Annotated in this window: 18 protein-coding genes and 1 tRNA gene; 11 read left to right on the top strand and 8 right to left on the bottom strand. The window is 74.8% G+C overall.

All coding sequences use genetic code 11. The features are described 5' to 3' along the window. Positions 1-43: 43 nt before the first annotated feature. Complete coding sequence (locus CLT72_RS21740; protein ID WP_101413352.1) at positions 44-958, top strand: rhomboid family intramembrane serine protease; 915 nt, start codon at positions 44-46, stop codon at positions 956-958. Positions 959-1,020: 62 nt separating this feature from the next. On the opposite strand, the gene CLT72_RS21735 is transcribed toward CLT72_RS21740, so the two are convergent. After that, positions 1,021-1,449 carry a PH domain-containing protein gene (locus CLT72_RS21735; protein WP_101413351.1) on the bottom strand — a complete coding sequence of 143 codons (429 nt, stop codon included), beginning with the start codon at positions 1,447-1,449 and terminating at the stop codon, positions 1,021-1,023. Between the two features lie 88 nt (positions 1,450-1,537). Here CLT72_RS21735 and CLT72_RS21730 point away from each other — a divergent pair, with 88 nt between their 5' ends. The 6 genes from CLT72_RS21730 to CLT72_RS21705 all read left to right on the top strand — a co-directional run bounded on the left by CLT72_RS21730 (position 1,538) and on the right by CLT72_RS21705 (position 7,484). Next, the gene (locus CLT72_RS21730; RefSeq protein WP_101413350.1) at positions 1,538-2,710 is read left to right on the top strand and encodes an acetyl-CoA C-acyltransferase; all 1,173 of its coding nucleotides are present in this window, start codon (positions 1,538-1,540) and stop codon (positions 2,708-2,710) included. 292 nt (positions 2,711-3,002) lie between these two features. After that, positions 3,003-4,028: an aminoglycoside phosphotransferase family protein gene (locus CLT72_RS21725; RefSeq protein WP_101413349.1), complete on the top strand. Its 1,026-nt coding sequence runs from the start codon at positions 3,003-3,005 to the stop codon at positions 4,026-4,028. 126 nt (positions 4,029-4,154) lie between these two features. Then, on the top strand, positions 4,155-4,667 hold the full coding sequence (locus tag CLT72_RS21720) for a hypothetical protein (protein WP_089002903.1): 513 nt from the start codon (positions 4,155-4,157) through the stop codon (positions 4,665-4,667). A gap of 67 nt (positions 4,668-4,734) precedes the next feature. Continuing rightward, on the top strand, positions 4,735-5,427 hold the full coding sequence (locus CLT72_RS21715; protein WP_101413348.1) for a response regulator transcription factor: 693 nt from the start codon (positions 4,735-4,737) through the stop codon (positions 5,425-5,427). Continuing rightward, a complete protein-coding gene (locus CLT72_RS21710) occupies positions 5,420-6,838 on the top strand; it encodes a sensor histidine kinase (RefSeq protein WP_101413347.1) in 1,419 nt (472 codons plus the stop codon). Before CLT72_RS21715 ends, CLT72_RS21710 begins: the two co-directional genes overlap by 8 nt. A 55-nt stretch (positions 6,839-6,893) precedes the next feature. After that, the gene (locus CLT72_RS21705) at positions 6,894-7,484 is read left to right on the top strand and encodes a hypothetical protein (protein WP_101413346.1); all 591 of its coding nucleotides are present in this window, start codon (positions 6,894-6,896) and stop codon (positions 7,482-7,484) included. A 91-nt stretch (positions 7,485-7,575) separates the two neighbouring features. Here CLT72_RS21705 and CLT72_RS21700 read toward each other — a convergent pair whose 3' ends face one another. Beyond that, positions 7,576-9,174 (bottom strand): ricin-type beta-trefoil lectin domain protein, encoded by a 1,599-nt coding sequence (locus CLT72_RS21700; RefSeq protein ID WP_101413345.1) that lies wholly within the window; start codon positions 9,172-9,174, stop codon positions 7,576-7,578. 236 nt (positions 9,175-9,410) lie between these two features. Continuing rightward, on the bottom strand, positions 9,411-11,639 hold the full coding sequence (locus CLT72_RS21695; protein ID WP_101413344.1) for a glycosyltransferase family protein: 2,229 nt from the start codon (positions 11,637-11,639) through the stop codon (positions 9,411-9,413). Positions 11,640-11,760: 121 nt separating this feature from the next. On the opposite strand from CLT72_RS21695, the gene CLT72_RS21690 reads away from it, so the two are divergent. Further along, a complete protein-coding gene (locus CLT72_RS21690) occupies positions 11,761-12,468 on the top strand; it encodes a glycosyltransferase family 2 protein (protein WP_089002909.1) in 708 nt (235 codons plus the stop codon). A gap of 61 nt (positions 12,469-12,529) precedes the next feature. On the opposite strand, the gene CLT72_RS21685 is transcribed toward CLT72_RS21690, so the two are convergent. Together CLT72_RS21685 and CLT72_RS21680 are read right to left on the bottom strand one after the other, a co-directional pair. Continuing rightward, a complete protein-coding gene (locus tag CLT72_RS21685; protein ID WP_101415312.1) occupies positions 12,530-13,432 on the bottom strand; it encodes a transketolase family protein in 903 nt (300 codons plus the stop codon). Between the two features lie 2 nt (positions 13,433-13,434). Continuing rightward, positions 13,435-14,202 (bottom strand): transketolase, encoded by a 768-nt coding sequence (locus tag CLT72_RS21680; protein ID WP_101413343.1) that lies wholly within the window; start codon positions 14,200-14,202, stop codon positions 13,435-13,437. A 47-nt stretch (positions 14,203-14,249) separates the two neighbouring features. Between CLT72_RS21680 and soxR the strand changes: the two genes are divergently transcribed. Continuing rightward, entirely contained in the window at positions 14,250-14,708 is a 459-nt protein-coding gene (soxR, locus tag CLT72_RS21675; RefSeq protein ID WP_101413342.1) for a redox-sensitive transcriptional activator SoxR, read from the top strand. Between the two features lie 3 nt (positions 14,709-14,711). Here soxR and CLT72_RS21670 read toward each other — a convergent pair whose 3' ends face one another. Continuing rightward, on the bottom strand, positions 14,712-15,689 hold the full coding sequence (locus CLT72_RS21670; RefSeq protein WP_101413341.1) for an NAD(P)H-quinone oxidoreductase: 978 nt from the start codon (positions 15,687-15,689) through the stop codon (positions 14,712-14,714). A 9-nt stretch (positions 15,690-15,698) separates the two neighbouring features. Further along, a complete protein-coding gene (locus CLT72_RS21665) occupies positions 15,699-16,250 on the bottom strand; it encodes an AAA family ATPase (protein ID WP_101413340.1) in 552 nt (183 codons plus the stop codon). An 88-nt stretch (positions 16,251-16,338) separates the two neighbouring features. Between CLT72_RS21665 and CLT72_RS21660 the strand changes: the two genes are divergently transcribed. Further along, positions 16,339-16,425: transfer RNA gene (locus CLT72_RS21660), tRNA-Ser, on the top strand. A 59-nt stretch (positions 16,426-16,484) separates the two neighbouring features. Here the strand turns inward: CLT72_RS21660 and CLT72_RS21655 are convergent. Continuing rightward, positions 16,485-17,003: a hypothetical protein gene (locus CLT72_RS21655; protein WP_144082307.1), complete on the bottom strand. Its 519-nt coding sequence runs from the start codon at positions 17,001-17,003 to the stop codon at positions 16,485-16,487. A 127-nt stretch (positions 17,004-17,130) separates the two neighbouring features. On the opposite strand from CLT72_RS21655, the gene CLT72_RS21650 reads away from it, so the two are divergent. Then, positions 17,131-17,664: a YbhB/YbcL family Raf kinase inhibitor-like protein gene (locus tag CLT72_RS21650; RefSeq protein WP_101413338.1), complete on the top strand. Its 534-nt coding sequence runs from the start codon at positions 17,131-17,133 to the stop codon at positions 17,662-17,664. The last annotated feature ends 5 nt before the right edge of the window (positions 17,665-17,669 follow it).

The raw sequence follows: 17,669 nt of genomic DNA, 5'->3' as shown, positions 1-17,669 counted from the left end.
ACCGGTTGGTGGGTCGCGCGATCCGCGACGGCGGGCGCGCACGGTGAGCGAGTCCCCACCCACGACCCCGGTCTGCTACCGGCACCCGGGCCGCGAGACGTACGTGCGGTGCACCCGCTGCGACCGGCCGATCTGTCCGGACTGCATGCGGGAGGCGTCGGTCGGGTTCCAGTGCCCGGAGTGCGTGGCGGAGGGACGTCGTAGCGTGCGGCCGGCGCGTACCGCCTTCGGTGGCGGTGCCGCCGGCCGACACGGCTACGTCACCAAGGCGCTGATCGCGCTCAACGTGCTGATGATGCTGCTCTCCATCGCCTCCGACCGGGGCGGGGACGCGGCGGTCGGCGGCTCCGGCTTCGGCGGCCTGATGGGCGGCAGCACCCCGCTGACCGACTGGGGCTCCGTGCTCGGCGGCGCGATCTTCCCCGACGGCACGGTCGGCGGCATCGCCGAGGGCGAGTGGTACCGCCTGGTCACCGCGATGTTCCTGCACTACGGCGTGGTCCACCTGCTGCTGAACATGTGGGCACTGTGGGTGCTCGGCCGGTCGCTGGAGGCCAGCCTCGGGCCGCTGCGCTTCCTGGCGCTCTACCTGGTCGCCGGGCTGGGCGGCAACGTCGCCGCCTACCTGTTCAGCGCGGAGAACCAGCTCACCGCCGGCGCCTCCACGTCGATCTTCGGCCTGTTCGCCGCGCTGGTGGTCATCGAACGGAAGATGGGCCGGGACATCTCCCAGGTGCTGCCCATCCTGGTGATCAACCTGGTCTTCACGTTCACCGTGCCGGGCATCTCGATCCCCGGGCACCTGGGCGGACTGGTGATCGGCGCGCTGCTGGCGTTCGTGTTCGCGTACGCCCCGCGGTCGCGGCGGTCGCTGGTGCAGCTCGCGGGCGGCGCGGTGGTCGTGGTGGCGCTGATCGGCCTGGCCCTGGTCCGCACCGCGGCCATCGTCGGCGGCTGATTTCCGGCCCGGTCCCCGCCTTCGAGCGCGGGCCAACCGGGGCCACCGCCGCGACCTGCCGCTCAGTGCGGGCGGGCCTCGTGCAGGGCCTCGGCGACGTCGGCGGGGTCCGCGCCGAGATCGTGGCGGCCGAAGAGGTGCAGCGACTCGCCCGCGTCGATCTCCAACAGCTCGCTGGTCAGGCCCCGCCTCGCGCGGCGGTCCACGGTCACCTTCTCGATGCTCGACCAGGCCAGCCGCCGGCGCCCCGCGAAGCCCTGGACGACCGTGATCCCCGCCGGGTCCACCGCGAGCCGGACCGGCACGAGAAGGTCGCGCGCCGCCCAGCCGGCGAGCCCGGCGGCCGTGAGGACGGCCAGCGCCAACCGGATCCGGTCGCTGCCGTCGAGGAGCAGTGCCAGCGCGAGCAGCGCGACCGCGCCGGTCAGCTTGAGCGCCGGCAGGGCGGCCGGCACCCGCCACTGCCGGCTCGGGGACGGGTCTGCGGACATCCGTTCAGCATGCCAGGGGACCGGGGGAGGACGCCCGGCCCGCCGACGACGTAGGATCGGGGCCAGCCCAAGTTACCGGGGAGTAGTCATGAGTGACGCAGTCATCGTCGGCGCGGTACGCACCCCGGTGGGGCGGCGCAAGGGCAGCCTGGCCGCCGTGCACCCGGTCGACCTCTCGGCGCACGTGCTGCGCGCCCTCGCCGAGCGCACCGGCATCGACCCGACCCTGGTCGACGACGTGGTCTGGGGCTGCGTCTCCCAGGTCGGCGACCAGTCGTGGAACGTGGCCCGCAACGGCGTGCTCGCCGCCGGCTGGCCCGAGTCGGTGCCCGGCACCACGCTCGACCGGCAGTGCGGCTCCAGCCAGCAGGCCCTGCACTTCGCCGCCGCCACCGTCCTCTCCGGCCAGGCCGACCTGGTCGTCGCCGGTGGCGTCGAGTCGATGACCCGGGTCGCGATGGGCTCCAGCGTGGCGGGCGGGTCGCCGTTCAGCGACCAGCTCCGTGACCGCTACCGGGGCGTCGAGGGCTTCGCCGACGACGCGCCGCTGCCGTTCAACCAGGGCGTCGGGGCGGAGCTGATCGCCGAGCGCTGGCGCTTCTCCCGCGCGCAGCTCGACGAGTTCGCCCTCGCCAGCCACGAGAAGGCCGCCGCCGCGCAGGACGCGGGCGCCTTCGACGCCGAGATCGCCCCGGTCGCCCTGGCCGACGGCGGCAAGTTCGCCGCCGACGAGGGCATCCGGCGGGACACCTCGCTGGCGAAGCTCGGCGAGCTGGCCACCCCGTTCCGCGCCGACGGCGTCGTCACCGCCGGCTCCGCGTCGCAGATCTCCGACGGGGCGGCGGCGCTCGCCGTCACCACCAGCGAGTGGGCCAGCCGGCACGGCCTGCGACCGCTGGCGCGCGTACACACCGCCGTCGTCGCCGCCGACGATCCCGTCACCATGCTCACCGCGCCGATCCCGGCCACCGCGAAGGCGCTGCGCCGCGCGGGGCTGGGCATCGAGGAGATCGGGGTGTACGAGGTGAACGAGGCGTTCGCCCCGGTGCCGCTGGCCTGGCTGGCGGAGACCGAGGCGGACCCGGAGCGGCTCAACCCGCGCGGCGGCGCCATCGCCCTGGGGCACCCGCTCGGCGGCTCCGGGGCCCGGATCATGACCACCATGCTCGCCCACATGCGCGACAACGACATCCGCTACGGCCTCCAGACGATGTGCGAGGGCGGCGGCATGGCCAACGCGACCATCGTCGAACTGCTTTAGGGCCTGTGTCGAACTGGTGAGGCCCGGCAGGCGGAAGGCCGCGGAAGCCTGACGAACCACTGCCGCCCGAACTGTGATACCTCTCTGGCATAAAAATACCCGTGAGGTATCGGCGAGCGAACTACACGGCCGTCGAGATCAAACGCATTCAGTCACGTCCAACGAGCAGAAAGTAGCGAACAGCTCTGGCCGGTCGGCCCCCCACCAGGCCGGTTCGCCGCTGGTCGGCGTGCCGCCGTGGACGACGGAAAACGCGTGGTCCGGTGCGGCGGGTTGCGGTTAGGTTCCCGGCGTGACCGACGCCGCCACGCCACCCGCAGACCGGGCCGCCACGCCGTACGCCGACTGGGCCGACCCGCTCTGGCGGGACACCGCCCTCGACTGGGTCGGCGAGCACCTCGGCCGGCACGGCCGCCGGGTGGCCGGGCCGGTGGAGCCCCGGGTCCGGCCCTGGTCGCTGGTCTGGCGGGTGCCCACCGACGCCGGGGACGTCTGGTTCAAGGCGAACAACCCCGGCACCCGGCACGAGGCCGCGCTGCTGGGCGCGCTGGCCCGGCTCGTCCCCGGCCGGGTACTCGACCCGGTCGCCGTGGACGCCGGGCGAGGCTGGTCCCTGCTGCCCGACGGCGGTCCGACGCTGCGCGAGGCGCTGGGCGGCGACCGCGGCCTGCTGACCCGCTGGGAGCGGGTCCTGCCGGCGTACGCCGATCTCCAGCGCGCGGTCGTGCCCGCAGCCGGCGAACTGCTCGCCCTCGGCGTGCCCGACCACCGGCCGGAGGCGCTGCCGGAGCTGTTCGGGGCGCTGCTCGACGACGAGGAGTCGCTGCTGCTCGGCGCGGAGGACGGGCTCTCCGCCGAGGCGTACGGGCGGCTGCGCGCCCACCGCTCCGCCTTCGCCGAGGACTGCCGGCGGCTGGCCGGCTCCGGCGTCGCGCCGACCGTCCAGCACGACGACCTGCACGACGGCAACGTCTTCGTCGCCGGCGACGGGTACCGCTTCTTCGACTGGGGCGACGCGTCGGTGGCCCACCCGTTCGGCACGCTGCTGGTGACGCTGAACTCGGTCGCGGACGCGTTCGGGCTGCCCGAGGGCGACCCGGCGCTGGCGCGGCTGCGCGACGCCTACCTGGAGCCGTGGTCCGACGGGCACGACCGGGCGACGCTGCGCGAGGCGGCCCGCCTGGCCGTCCGCGTGACCCGGGTCAGCCGGGCGCTCTCCTGGCGCCGCGCCCTCCGGGGCGCCGACCCGACCCGCGCCGAGTACGCCGCCGCGGTGCCCGGCTGGTTGCAGGAGCTGTTCGCCCCGGACCCAATCTGAGCCGCCCCGACCGGGCTCCGGTGGCCGGGGCGCGGAGGCGGACAGGCGGTGCGACGCGCGCCCGTGGAACTTCCAAAAATCCGGCGTGACCCACGTCACCCCAGGTCGCGCCTCGTTGGGCAGGGCATGGACGTCTTCTCCCGAACGTTCCTCCCGGCCGCCTCCGAGGCCGGGCTGGCGGTGCAGACCGTCACCCGGCACATGCCGGTCTTCCGACGCTGCGTCGGTTCCGGCGACGCCACCATCCTCGTCACCCGCTGCGCCCGGCCCGAGCGCCCGATGGCCGGCGAGTACCTCCTCCTGTTGACCCACCGGCGGCTGGTCGTCACCCAGCAGACCCGCGTGCTGCACCGGCTGCGCCTGCACCTCAACACGGACCTGCGGGAACTCAGCAACGTCACCTGGAGCCCCGACCCGCGTCTGCACTCGGTCGAGCTGGCCGCCACCGCCATCGACGGCATCCGCGAGCGGTTCCTCATCCGTACCCGCCACCCGAAGCAGGTGTGGCAGCTCGACGCGCTGCTCAACCACGCCTTCCGGACCCGGCTGCGTACGCCCCGGGAGCGGCTCGTCGCCACCATCGGCGAGGCGCCGCCCGTCGCGCGGCCCGCGACCTTCCGCCCCGCCGTGGTGCGCTGAGCGCCTTCTTACCGAACCCGAACATCCGCCGCCCCTGCGGCGCCGCCGCGTCGGCAATCATGGGCCGGTGACCGCCGACGCCCCGCCTCGCGGGCTCGTCCTCGTGGTGGAGGACGAGCCGGCCATCGCCGACCTGGTCCGGCTCTACCTGAGTCGGGACGGATTCGGCGTACACCTCGAACGGGACGGGGCGGCCGGGCTGGCCGCCGCCCGCCGCCTGCGCCCGGTCGCCTGCGTCCTCGACATCGCGCTGCCCACCCTGACCGGCACCGAGATCTGCCGCCGCCTGCGCGAGGCCGGCGACTGGACGCCGGTCATCTTCCTCACCGCCCGCGACGACGAGGTGGACCGCGTCGTCGGGCTGGAGCTGGGGGCGGACGACTACGTCACCAAGCCGTTCAGCCCCCGCGAACTGGTCGCCCGGGTGCGGGCGGTGCTGCGGCGCACCGCCGGGGCGCCCGAGGGGACGGGCCTGCCCCGGGTCGTCGGCGCGGTGGCTCTCGACCCGACCCGCCGGACGGTGACCGTCGAGGGCACCCCGGTCCAGCTCACCTCCACCGAGTTCGACCTGCTGGCGTACCTGATGGCCCGACCGGGCCGGGTCTTCACCCGGGAGGAACTGCTCGCCGGGGTGTGGGGGTACGCGGCGCACGCCGGCACCCGGACCGTCGACGTGCACGTCGCACAGGTCCGGTCGAAGCTGGGCGGGGCCGGCGTGATCCGCACCCACCGGGGCGTCGGGTACGCCGCCGATGGCTGAGCCGAGCGCCGCGTCGTCACCGCCGCGACACCGTCCCGGCCGGACGCTGACCTCCCGCGCGGTGCTCGTCACCTGCGCGGTCGCCCTGGTCTCCGTGCTGGTCACCGCGATCGTCGCGGTGCCCCTGGCGGTACGCGGCGTGGAGCGGCGCGACCAGGAGGCGCTGGCCGCGCAGGCGCGGCTCGCGGCCGAGGTGCTGCGCCCCCGGCTGGAGACCGGCCGGACCGCCGACGAGGAGCGGCTCATCCGGCAGTTGGACGCCCAGGGCGTCGACGCGTACCTGATCCGGGGCGGGGTGGCCGAACGCCCCGGACTGCCGCCGCGGGTGGTGCGGCGGGTCGCCGAGGGGCGCAACGTGTCGACCCGCCGGCCGCTCGACGGGCGGCGCACCCTCATCGAGGGACGTGCCCTGCCCGGCGGCGACGGGCTGGTGCTGACCCGGGCCCGGCCGACCGCGCCGTGGCGGCAGGTGGTGCCCAGCCTGTGGCTGCCGCTGCTGGCCGGGCTCGCCGCCGGGGTGGCCGCCGGGCTGCTGCTCGCCCGCAGGCTGGCCCGACCGATCCGGCGGGCCGCCGACGCCGCCGCCCGGCTGCGCGCCGGGGACCGGGCGGTACGCGTACCGGTGGAGCCGCCCGACGAGGTGGCCGACCTGGCGTACGCGCTGAACGGGCTGGCCGCCGCGCTGGCCACGAGCGAGGGCCGGCAGCGGGAGTTCCTGCTCTCCATCTCGCACGAGCTGCGCACCCCGTTGACCGCGATCCGGGGCTACGCCGAGGCACTGGCCGACGGGGTGATCGGGCCGGCGGACGCGGCCGGTGCCGGTCGTACCGTGCTCGCCGAGGCGCAGCACCTGGACCGGCTGGTCAGCGACCTGCTGGCGTTGGCCCGGTTGGAGGCCGCCGACTTCCCGCTCGAACCGGTCCCCGTGGACCTCGCCCGGCTGGCGGCCGACGCGGGCCGGACCTGGGCCGACCGGTGCGCGGCGGTCGGGGTGCCGTTCCGCGTGGAGGCTCCCGACGGCGCCGTGCCGGCGTACACCGATCCGGGCCGGATCCGGCAGGTGGTGGACGGGCTGCTGGAGAACGCGCTGCGGGTCGTACCGCCGGGGGCGCCGGTCGTGCTCGCGGTCCGGCCGGCCGGCGCGGACCCGGCGGCGGGCGGCGTCGTCGAGGTCCGCGACGGCGGACCGGGCCTCACCGACGACGACCTGGCGGTGGCGTTCGAGCGCGGCGCCCTGCACCAGCGCTACCGGGGCGTGCGCAAGGTCGGCAGCGGGCTGGGGCTGGCGCTCGCCGCCGGCCTGGTCCGCCGCCTCGGCGGGGAGGTCGCGGCCGGGCACGCGCCGGAGGGCGGCGCCGCGTTCACCGTCCGGCTGCCCCCGGATCCTTACCTGACCCGAACATCGGTCTGACCTGTCGCTCGCGGTGCGGCGGGAGGCTGGGGTCCCACGGACGAGAGGGAGACTCATGGCACGTTGGTCAATCGCCACCACCACGCTGCTCGCGGCGGTCGCGCTCGGCGTCGGCGGATGCGGCTCCGCCGAGGTGGCCGGTCAGCCGGCCCGGGAGACCGCCGTCGAGGTCGTCGCCGCGTTCGGCGCGGAGGGCCAGGCGCTGGCCGCGATGGGCTTCGACGCCGGCGACCTGGACGTCGAACCGCTGGCGGCCCCCGCCTCGCCGCAGGCGTCGCCGGGCCCCGCCGGGGAACAGCGTCGGGAACGCGCGGAGGAGCGGCGCGAGCGCCGGCAGGCCCGGGTGCAGCTGCGGCGGAACACCCTGCACGGCGAGGCCGTGGTGCGTACGAAGGACGGTGGGACGAAGACGGTCGTCGTGCAGCGGGGCGAGGTGACCGCCGTCGACGGCGACTCGATGACCGTGAAGTCCGCCGACGGCTTCACGATGACCTGGACCTTCGGCGACGAGCTGCGCGTCGTGGAGCGCCGCACGACGATCCGGTCCGCCGACGTGAAGGTCGGTACGACGGTCGGCGTGGCCGGCGCCAAGGCGGGCGACGGCGGGGTCGCCCGCCTGATCGTCGTACCGGCCCGGCAGAGGTAGGTGGGGTGGCCCGTCGGTGTCGGCGGGCCACCCCGGACGGCGCGAGCGGTGCCGCCCCGGGAAGGGCGGCACCGCTCGGCGTCGGTCGAACTCAGTAGACGCGGGAGCCGATGAAGTCGTCGTGCCCGTAGCCCACCGGGTTGGCGAAGTTGCGCGACTCGAAGGACCACTGCTGGCGGGTGCTGGTGGAGCAGGCGGCCAGGCGCAGCCGGGGGGTGCCCAGCAGCGGGTTGTCGAACGCCAGGCAGAGGTTGCCGTTGCCGGCCGTCCTGATCTGGTTGCCGGCCAGCACGAACTTCTGGTTGGCCCCACCGTGGCAGTCGTAGATGTTCACCGCCGTGCCGGCGCTCAACGATCCGCCCGCGACGTCCAGGCAGCGGTCGTGGGAGAGCTCCGAGTGCAGCGACTGACGGGTCGGGTCGTACCAGAAGCCCTGGTTGCGCCCGCCGTGGCAGCCGTACGACTGCTGGGCGGTGCCGTTGCGCGAGTCGTAGCCCTTGCCGTCGACGCAGGTGCCGGTGGCGGCGTTGCGCAGCTGCTTGAACTCGAAGAGCCCGTCGTAGAGCACGCCGTTGCCGGTGCTGGCCGGGTCCACGCAGGTCGCCCGCTGCCGCCCCGAGTCGACGAACTGGGTGATGCACTGGGCGAACATGCCGTGCCCGCGCTTGTTCGGGTGGAACGACTGCCGGGCCGCGTTCTCGTCCCAGACGCCGATCTCGATGAACAGGCCGCGTACGGAGGTGCTGTCGGTGCACACCTCGTGGCCGTGGAAGAGCCGGCTGGCGTCCAGGTAGCGGGTCCCCGTGTTGGTCGCCGCCGCCCGCAGCGCCGACTCGAACAGCGGCACCGCCTTGTTCCGGGCGAACGCGGCGTCGGCCAGGTAGAGCAGGCAGCCGCCGGAGTACCAGCCGGGGAAGTTCGGGTTGTCCTCCACGTCCGGGCTGCCGGGGCTCGGGTACGACATGAGCACCAGCTCGTAGTCGGACTGTAGGTAGCCGGCGCCGGTCATGGTCCGCCGGATGTCGGTGAGCGCGTCCTCGACCGCCCGGCGGCTGCCGTCGGTGCGGACGGTCCACTGGTCGGTATAGGTGGGGTAGCAGGGCCCCTGGAAGAAGACCCGGCGGACGGCGCAGTCGGTGGCGACCGGGCCGAACTGGATCGTGCCGTCGCCGTTGGCGCCGACCACCACCCAGATCAGCTTGATGTGCGTGTTGCGGGCCTTGATGGCGAGGTGGTCGCCCTGGTTCAGCTCGTTGTGCTGGGTCGGCCCGCCCCGGATGAGGTTCCACGGGGTCGCCCCGGAGCAGGCGATGTTGTACTTCTCGTCGGCGGTGAGCCCGGTGCGGAAGACCGCCTGGTCGTACGAGCGGTCGCACCAGTTGCCGGGCTGGTGGGTGCCGGGGACGTAGTTGCCGACCCCTTCGCCGGAGATCTCGCTGTCGCCCATGGTGATCAGCGCGGTGCGGCGCTGCTCGATGGGGCGGACGGCGGGCGCGCCGTAGAGCGCGGTGGCCTCGGCGGCGCGGATCGCCTCCAGGTTGGCGGCGAGTGGCTGGATGGCGGGACGGTCGGCCGCGGTGGCGGGGGAGGCCGTTGCGGCGAGCATCGGCAGGACGAGAGCGGCGGCGGCGACGACGGTGGACACCCGTCGTCGGGTCGCGCGTTCGCGCCTGGCAGGGGAACCAAGCATCGACGCACTCCTTTCGGCTCGATCGCGGGACGTCGATCGAGTTACCAGAAGGTAGCGTCGGCTCCGAGGTATGTGAATGCGTCTCGGAATCGTTGCGCGCAGGGTGCAGAACCTGGCGATAGGGGCAAACCGTGCGGCACCCGGATCGCCGGAGGGGCGGGCGCGGGCCCTTCCGGCGGGTCGGCGCCGTCAAGGGGTCGGCGCGGCGGGCAGCCGGTCGGCGTCGAGGCGGTGGCTCAGCGTCCGGGCGGGAGGGCGTAGCCGACGTAGCCCCGGAACTGCACGCGCCAGCCCGCCGGCACCAGCGCCGTGCAGGCCGGCCGGCTGCCCGTACAGACGATGGCGTCGACCGAGGCCGGGTTGGCCGGCGGGCGCCCGGGCAGCACCGACTGGAGCGCCACCAGCTGCGGCGGGCGGCCGTCCGCGTCGCGCAGCAGCAGCCACCAGGGGTACTCCCAGTTGTCGTTCTGCTGCACCAGGCCGATCCGGCGGGCGTCCGTCGCGCGTACCGCGTCGGCGGCCCAGCGGAACTCCTCCGCCCACTGGGGACGGCGCAGGAACCGGGTGTCCCATTCCGAGGTCGTGAAGACCGAGCCCGCCCCGACCAGCCGGCGCGGGAAGCCGTACGACACCGCCAGCACCCCGGCCAGCGCGCAGGTGGCCAGCACGCTCACCGCGAGCCCGGCCGCCACCGACCGCCGTCCTCCCGCGCCGGCGGCCCGGCGCCGGAACAGCGCGTCCAGCCAGAGGCCCGCCAGCGGTACGGCCAGCGTCAGCGCGTAGAGCAGCAGCCGGTTGCCCCACGGCTGCCACTTGATCATGGCGGTGTGCAGCAGTGCGGCCGCCACCACGACCACCGCGTACGCGCGCAGCGACCCCGCCCGCGTCGGACTGATCCGGCCGGGCCGGGCCAGCGCGTACGCCGCCCCGATCGCCGCCAGCGCCCCGGCCAGCGGGAAGGCCACCCGGTCCTCGTCGGGATACCAGGACGGCACCGGGAACCGCTCCCGCCCGAACGTGGTGGCCCGGTCCTGCGGGTCCACCCCGATCAGCTCCGCGCCGCCGACGATCGCCTCGGCGCCCGCCCGGCGCAGCGGCGCGAGCGGGGTGTCGAACGCCGTGTGCGCGATCCGCAGCGCGTTGACCACGAGCGACGGCGGGTCGTGCCGCTCCATCGGGATGGACTCGCGCAGCCGGGGCGGCCCGAGCGGATGCCCGAACTCGGCCGTCACCCGCGCCAGGAACGGCCCGACCACCACCACCGCGACCAGCAGGATCAGCGCCGATCCGGCGACCGTACGGCGCACCTGCCGCGACCCCGAGCCGCCGGCACGGGCCGGGTCGACGGTGCCGGCGACCGGGCCGCGCGGCCCCGCGCCGTCCGGTTCCGTGCCGGTACGGGCCAGCCGGAGCTGGGCCAGCCCCCAGAGCAGCAGCAGCGGCCCGACCGCGACCAGGCCGCTGGTCTTGGTCAGTGCGGTCAGCCCGGTGGCCGCCCCCAGCACCAGCATCGCCCCGACCCCGGCGCGGCGGCGCAGCCCGTCCAGCGCCACCGTCGCCGCGCAGGCCACCCAGGCGGCGCAGACCAGGTCCGTCTGGGTGCTGGTGGCCTGGAGCGCGACCATCGGGGTGGTGGCGAGCACGAACGCGGCGAGCAGTTGGGCCCGCCGTCCCCCGCCGAGCTGCGCGGTGATCCGGGTGGCCGCCAGCAGTACGCCGACACCCGCCGCCCACTGCACCAGGTTGTGCAGCGCGTCCCCGTCGGTGAACAGGCGCAGGTGCAGCAGCAGGTACTCGGCGCCGGGCGGGATGGTCACCTGCCGGTGGATGGCGGTGGGCCAGAAGTCCAGGCCGCCCCGGGCGACCCAGTGCTCCACCTTGGGCAGGTGGTAGGTCTGCGAGTCGAAGTTGTTCGGCTCCGCCAGCAGGGCGATCAGCAGCTCGACCAGCAGCAGCCCGCCGACCGTGCCGGCGAGCAGCCGCTCGCCCCGACCCGCCGTACGCCAGGCGTGGGCCAACCGGGTCGACCAGCCGGCGGGGCGGGCGGCGACGCCGGGGTCGGCGGCCGGCGGCGGTGCGGGTGCGGGTGCGGGGGTGCCGGCGGTCGGACCCGTCGTCGCGCCGACCAGCGCCGGCTCGCGCGCGGCGACGACCTCGACCGTGCGGTGTGCGGCGGCCCGGAGCCCGTCGTGCGCGGCGTCGCGGCGTCGCCGCCGGCCGGCGGCGACGGCTGCGGCGGCGAGGAAGGCCAGCCAGGCGGTGGCGAACGCCGGCAGGGTGAGCAGCCGCAGCGCGCCCAGCAGTTCCACCGTGAGCACCGCGAACGTGCCGGTGACCAGAGCCGCCCGGACCAGCGCGAGGCGCCGCCGGGCGACCGTGGCGGGCGCGACCGGGCGCAGCGCCACGGCGAGGAGTCCGATCGCGGCGACAGGGGCCAGCGCGAGCGGGTAGCCGAGTGCCGACATGGCGGCAGTAAACACCATGAACCTGGGGCTGCCGCGCCCAATGCCCGCAGTGCTGAGCACCGGCCCGCTGGCTGCCAGGCTAGGCTAGGGCCGACATATCGTCGCCACCGTGGAGATTCCCGTGAAGCTCTCGATCCTCATGCCGGTCTACAACGAGGAGGAACGCATCGCGGATGCCCTCAAGCAGGCATTGGCGGTCGACTACCCGTGTGAGATCGAGCTTGTCGTGGTCGACGACGGCAGCCGGGACGGCACCGGTGAGATCCTCGGTCGGGCCGACGACGCGCGTCTGCGGGTCATCACGCACCAGCGTAACGCCGGCAAGGGCGCGGCCATCAAGACGGCGGTCGACAACGCCGAGGGCGACTACATGGTCATTCTCGACGCCGACCTGGAGTACGACCCGCTGGACATCCCCAAGCTGCTCGACCCGGTGCTCGACGGGCGGGCCACGGTGGTCTACGGCAACCGCACCTTCGGCAGCCACAGCGCCTACAGCTTCTGGTACGTGATGGGCAACAAGGGCGTCACGATGGCGGCGAACGTCCTGTTCAACTCCTACATCGGCGACCTGGAGACCTGCTTCAAGCTGATGCCGGTGGCGCTCTACCGCTCGCTCGACGTCCGCTCGCGCGGCTTCGGCATGGAGGCCGAGGTCACCGGCAAGCTGCTGCGCCAGCGCATCCGCCCCTACGAGGTCCCGATCAGCTACCGGGCGCGGGGCCGCGAAGAGGGCAAGAAGATCACCTGGAAGGACGGCGTCGAGGCGCTCTGGATTCTCGGCCGCGAGCGCACCCGCCGCCGCCCCCTCGGCGCCCCGACCCGCTGACCCCCAGCCGCCCCGACCGCCGCCCCCCCGGGCCCCTCGTGCCCGTGGCGCCCGGCGTGACCTAGCGGCCGGCCGGCACCGGCGCCGCGTCCAGGAACCCGGCGACCGAGCGGCGCAGCCCGGCGGCGTCCAGCCCGTGCCAGCGGGTGTGGTCCTCGGCCGAGCCGTAGCGGCGCAACTCCTCCCGCCCCACGCCGAGCGCCAGCAGCCGGTGCGGCCGATCGGCCAGGGCCGCCGACACCACCCGGGCCGACGTACCGGCCAGGTAGGGCTCCACCAGGACCACCGCGTCGCCGGCCAGGGCCCGCAGCCCCGCCGTGTCGAAGGGTCGCGGCCGGTGGGTGTAGGCCACCGTCACGCCCAGGTCGCCGACCGCCGCCAGCGCCGCGTCCAGCACCGGCCCGACCGCGACCAGCAGCGGCGCGCCCGGCCCCGCGTCCCGGAGCACCCGCAGCGCGCCGTCGCCACCGTACGGGCGGGCGTTGCGCAGCGTGGACAGCCGCAGGTACGCCGAGCCGTCGCCGGCCACCGCGTCCCGCAGCAGCGCCGGCACCTCGTCGGGGTGCCCGGGAACGTGCACGGTCCAGCCGTGCAGGGTGTCGATCAGCGAGACGTCGGCCGGGGACAGGTGGGTACGCCCCGACTCCGCCCGGTCGTACGACGCGCCGATGCTGACCAGCACCGCGCCCACGCCCTGGTGGTCCAGGTCGAGCTTGATCTGCTCGTACGCCCGCTCGATCAGGAACGGCGCGTAGCTGTGCGCGATCGGCCGCAGCCCGGTCAGGGCGAGCCCGCCGGTCACGCCCAGCAGCAGTTGCTCCCGGATCCCGACGTTGAGCACCCGGTCCGGGTGCCGGTACGCGGCCGGGGCGAACGCGTCGGCGGAGATGTCCGCCAGCACCAGCGCCGTACGCGGATCCTCCGCCAGCAGCGCGGTGGTCGTCTCGACGAATCGCTCCCGCACGGTCACTCCCCCTGGTCGACGACCGCGACGACGACGTGCGGCCGGTGGTTGTCGTGCCCGGTGAGGGCGGTGTGCAGGGCGTCCTGGTCGTGCCCGTCGACGGTGGCGGCGGTCCAGCCGTTGACGGTGAACCGCGCCGCCGCGCCGCCCGGCCAGCCGTGCGTGGCGGAGCCGTTGTCGACCACGATCGCGGTCAGGCTGCCCAGCCCGGCCGCCCCCGCGTACGCGATGGCCTCGTGGTTGGAGCCCTCGTCCAGTTCCGCGTCGCCGAGCAGCACGTGGACCCGGGGCGCGAGCAGGCCCTGGGCGCGCAGCCCGAGCGCGGTGCCCACGCCGAGCCCGAGCCCGTGGCCCAGGGAGCCGGAGCCGATCTCCACGCCGGGCACCAGCACCCGGTCGGGGTGGTCGCCGAGCCGGCTGTCGGGCCCGCCCTGGTCGTCGAGCCAGTCGGCGGGGACGAATCCCTTCGCGGCGAGCACGGCGTAGTAGCCGGCGACGGCGTGCCCCTTGGAGAGCAGGAACCGGTCCCGGCCGGGGTCGTCGACGGTCTCCGGGGTGACCCGCAGGATGCGGTCGTAGAGCACCCAGAGCACGTCGACGGTCGAGCGGACGTTCGCGCCGAACTCGCGACCCGCGCGGATCCGCTCGTACAGCGGCGCGACGGGTCCCGGCAACGGCGGGGCGCCCGGATGACGGGGTGGCGCGGGTACGGGGTCGCGGGGCGGCGCGGCGGTCCGGGCCGGGCCCGCGCTGGCGGTGGTCGTGGTCATGCCGTTAGCCTGCAAGTTGAAGTCCACTTCAACTCAAGGCGAACGTGATGCACGAGTCTCTGACCATCGGCCAGCTCTCCATCCGCAGCGGCGTGGCGCCCTCGGCGTTGCGCTACTACGAGCGGCTCGGGCTGATCCGGGCGGAGCGGACGGGTGGCAACCAGCGCCGCTACGCCCGTACCGAGCTGCGCCGGGTGGCGTTCGTCCGGATCTCCCAGCAGGTCGGCATCTCGCTGGAGGAGATCCGGGAGGCGCTGGACTCCCTGCCCGCGTCGCGGGTCCCGACGGCGGAGGACTGGGCGCGGCTCTCCGCGACCTGGCGGGAGCGCCTGAACGAGAAGATCCGGCTCATGACGAAGCTCCGCGACGACCTCGACGGCTGCATCGGCTGCGGCTGCCTGTCCCTGCAACGCTGCACGCTCAACAACCCCGGCGACTCGCTCGCCGGCGAGGGCCCCGGCGCCCGCCTCGTGCTCCCCCGTACGACCGGGGACCCGGCACCCTGAGCCTCAGCCGGTCGTCAGCAGCACCTTGCCGACGTGGTCGTTCGACTCGACCAGCCGGTGCGCCCGCGCCGCCTCGGTCATCGGCACCCGGCGGTCCACGACCGGTCGGACCGCGCCCGACTCGACCAGCGGCCAGACCTCCTCGCGGACGCCGCGGACGATCTCAGCCTTCTCGTCCAGCGGCCGGGAACGCAGCGCGGTGGCGGTGATCGTGCCCCGCTTGGCCAGCAGCGCCCCGAGGTCCAGCTCGCCCTTGCGGCCGCCCTGCATGCCGATCACCACCAGCCGGCCGCCCGTGGCCAGCGCCGCCACGTTCCGGGGCAGGTAGGCGGCGCCCATGATGTCGAGGATGACGTCCGCGCCCCGACCGCCGGTGACCCGCCGGACCTCCTCGACGAAGTCCTGCTCGCGGTAGTCGATCGTGTGCGCCGCGCCCAGTTCCCGCAGCCGCTCGTGCTTGGCCGCCCGCGCGGTGACCGCGACGGTGGCGCCGAGCGCGACCGCGAGCTGGATCGCGAAGGTGCCGATCCCGCTGCCGCCGCCGTGCAGCAGCAGCGTCTCGCCCTTGCCGAGCCCGGCCACCCGCACCACGTTCGACCAGACCGTGCAGGCGACCTCGGGCAGCGCCGCCGCGTCGACCAGGTCGACGCCGGCCGGCACCGGCAGGAGCTGCCCGGCCGGCACCGCCACCCGCTCCGCGTAGCCGCCGCCGGCCAGCAGCGCGCAGACCTCCCGGCCCACCTCCCAGCCGGCCACGTCGGGGCCGATCGCGCTGATCACCCCGGAGCACTCCAGCCCGGGGTACGCGGGCGCGCCCGGCGGCGGCGGATAGTGCCCCTGCCGTTGCAGCAGGTCGGCCCGGTTCACCGCGCTGGCCCGCACGTCGACGATCACCTCGCCCGGCCCGGGATCGGGATCGGGCACCTCGCTCCAGACCAGTGCGTCGGGTCCGCCGGGCTCCGGGATCGTCATCGCGCGCATGTTCCGTGTCTACCCCACCCGTCCGTCGGTCCACGCCCGGGCCAGGATTTCGTCCACCGTCCGCGCCGGGGTCAGCGCCGAGCTGTCCAGCCAGAGCCCGATCCGGGGCGTCTGCGCCCGGAACTCCGCGTCCAGGTCGGCGACCGGCCAGTCCCCGTACCCCTTCTTCTCCCGCGCGTCCTCGCGGGCGGCGACGACCTCGGGGCTCGGCGCGAGCACCACGACCGCCAGCGGCCGGTGCCGGACGCGGTCGACCATCGCCGGCAGCTCCGCGCCGAGGATCACGTCCTGGAGCACCACGGTGAAGCCGGCGGCGGCGTACCGGTCCGCCGCCGCCGCGGCGAGGTCGTAGCGCAGCCGCAACTGTCGCCACGCCTCCGCCGACGGCTCGGCGGTCATCTCCTCCCGCCCGCTGACCACCATCCGCCGGAACACGTCACCGCGCAGGTGCACCGCGCGGGGCAGCCGCCGGGCCAGCGCCTCGGCCACAGTGGACTTTCCGGCGGCCATGATCCCGCTGATCAGCACCACCGACGGGCTCTCCCACACGCCGTGGATCATCCCAGGGCGGGTGCGGTGCCCGCTCGCCCGCAGCGGGTCCGTGGCAGACTAGGCACGGTCGCGTACCCCTGCGGGGCGGCGCGACCCGGGAGGGTTCGCCTAGTGGCCGATGGCGCTGGTCTTGAAAACCGGTAAGGCAGCGATGTCTTCGTGGGTTCGAATCCCACACCCTCCGCCCTCTTGTAGAGGTCTCGGCCTGCTCGCTCGGCTCGCCGCGTACGTGTGCGGGTGTCGTCAGCAGCGGAGGTAGGTGCCGCACAACGGCGGCGCGTCGACGCGACAGACCTTCCAGCCGCCGCCGATGCCTCCCTCCTCCGTCGTCTCGAAGCGCCACCGGTGGGTGGCGCCGGTGAAGGTGACGTTTCCCGAGGGGGCGACCTCCGTGAACCGGAGGTCCACCATCGCGGAGACCGTGCCGTCCGCGTCGGTCTGCCAGTTGGTGGCCTCGACCCGCACGCCGAAGGTGACCTGCGACTCGACCTGTTTGCGCAGGTCGCGAGCCTGCCGGAACAGCTCGTCCCGATTGTCGCCGCACAGGCACCGGTTGATGTCGGGGTTGTCGTCCGGTTGGAAGACCGCCAGCAGGTACGCCTCGGCCGCCGCGGCGGGCGTCTTCTCGCCCCCGCCGGCCTCGATCGCCCTCGTCACCGCCTGTCGGACCGGCCAGCCCACGCAGGCCACCGCGAAGGCGATGGCGGCGGCAACCGTCGCCCGGCGACGCCATTGCCGAGCGGTCAGCGGCATCTCGATCACCGGGCGAGACTACGCGCCCGAGCGACGAGGGTCGGGACGGGACGCTCGGCGCTTCCGGTTCGATCGCGGGCGCCGAGGGGGTAAGAAGGTGGCGGAGAGACAACCGCTCACCGGAAGGACCGCCCCGATGACCCTGGAACGACCGATCGCCCCGGACCCGTACGAGCTGCTGCCGACCGTCCCGTCGTTCACCCTGACCAGTGACGACGTGCAGAACGGCGAGCCGATGGACGCCGCGTACGCCCACGGCAGCGTCGGCGGCGACAACGTCTCGCCGCAGCTCACCTGGTCCGGCTTCCCGGCCGAGACCAAGGGGTTCGTGGTGACGTGCTTCGACCCGGACGCGCCGACGGGCAGCGGGTTCTGGCACTGGGTGCTGGTCAACCTGCCGGCCGGCGTGACCCGGCTGCCGCGCGGCGCGGCCGGGGACGACCTCGGCGGCGCCTTCACGGTCCGCAACGACTACGGCGAGCAGGGCTACGGCGGTGCCGCCCCGCCGGCCGGCGACCGACCGCACCGCTACGTCTTCGCGGTGCACGCCCTGGACGTGGAGCGCCTCGACGTCACCCCCGACGCGACCCCCGCCTACGTCGGCTTCAACCTGGCCTTCCACACCCTGGCGCGGGCCGTGATCCGCCCGACCTTCCAGGTCAAGGACTGACCCGG

Source organism: Micromonospora sp. CNZ309 (assembly GCF_002846525.1).
This window is presented reverse-complemented; position numbering and strand designations above follow the sequence as displayed.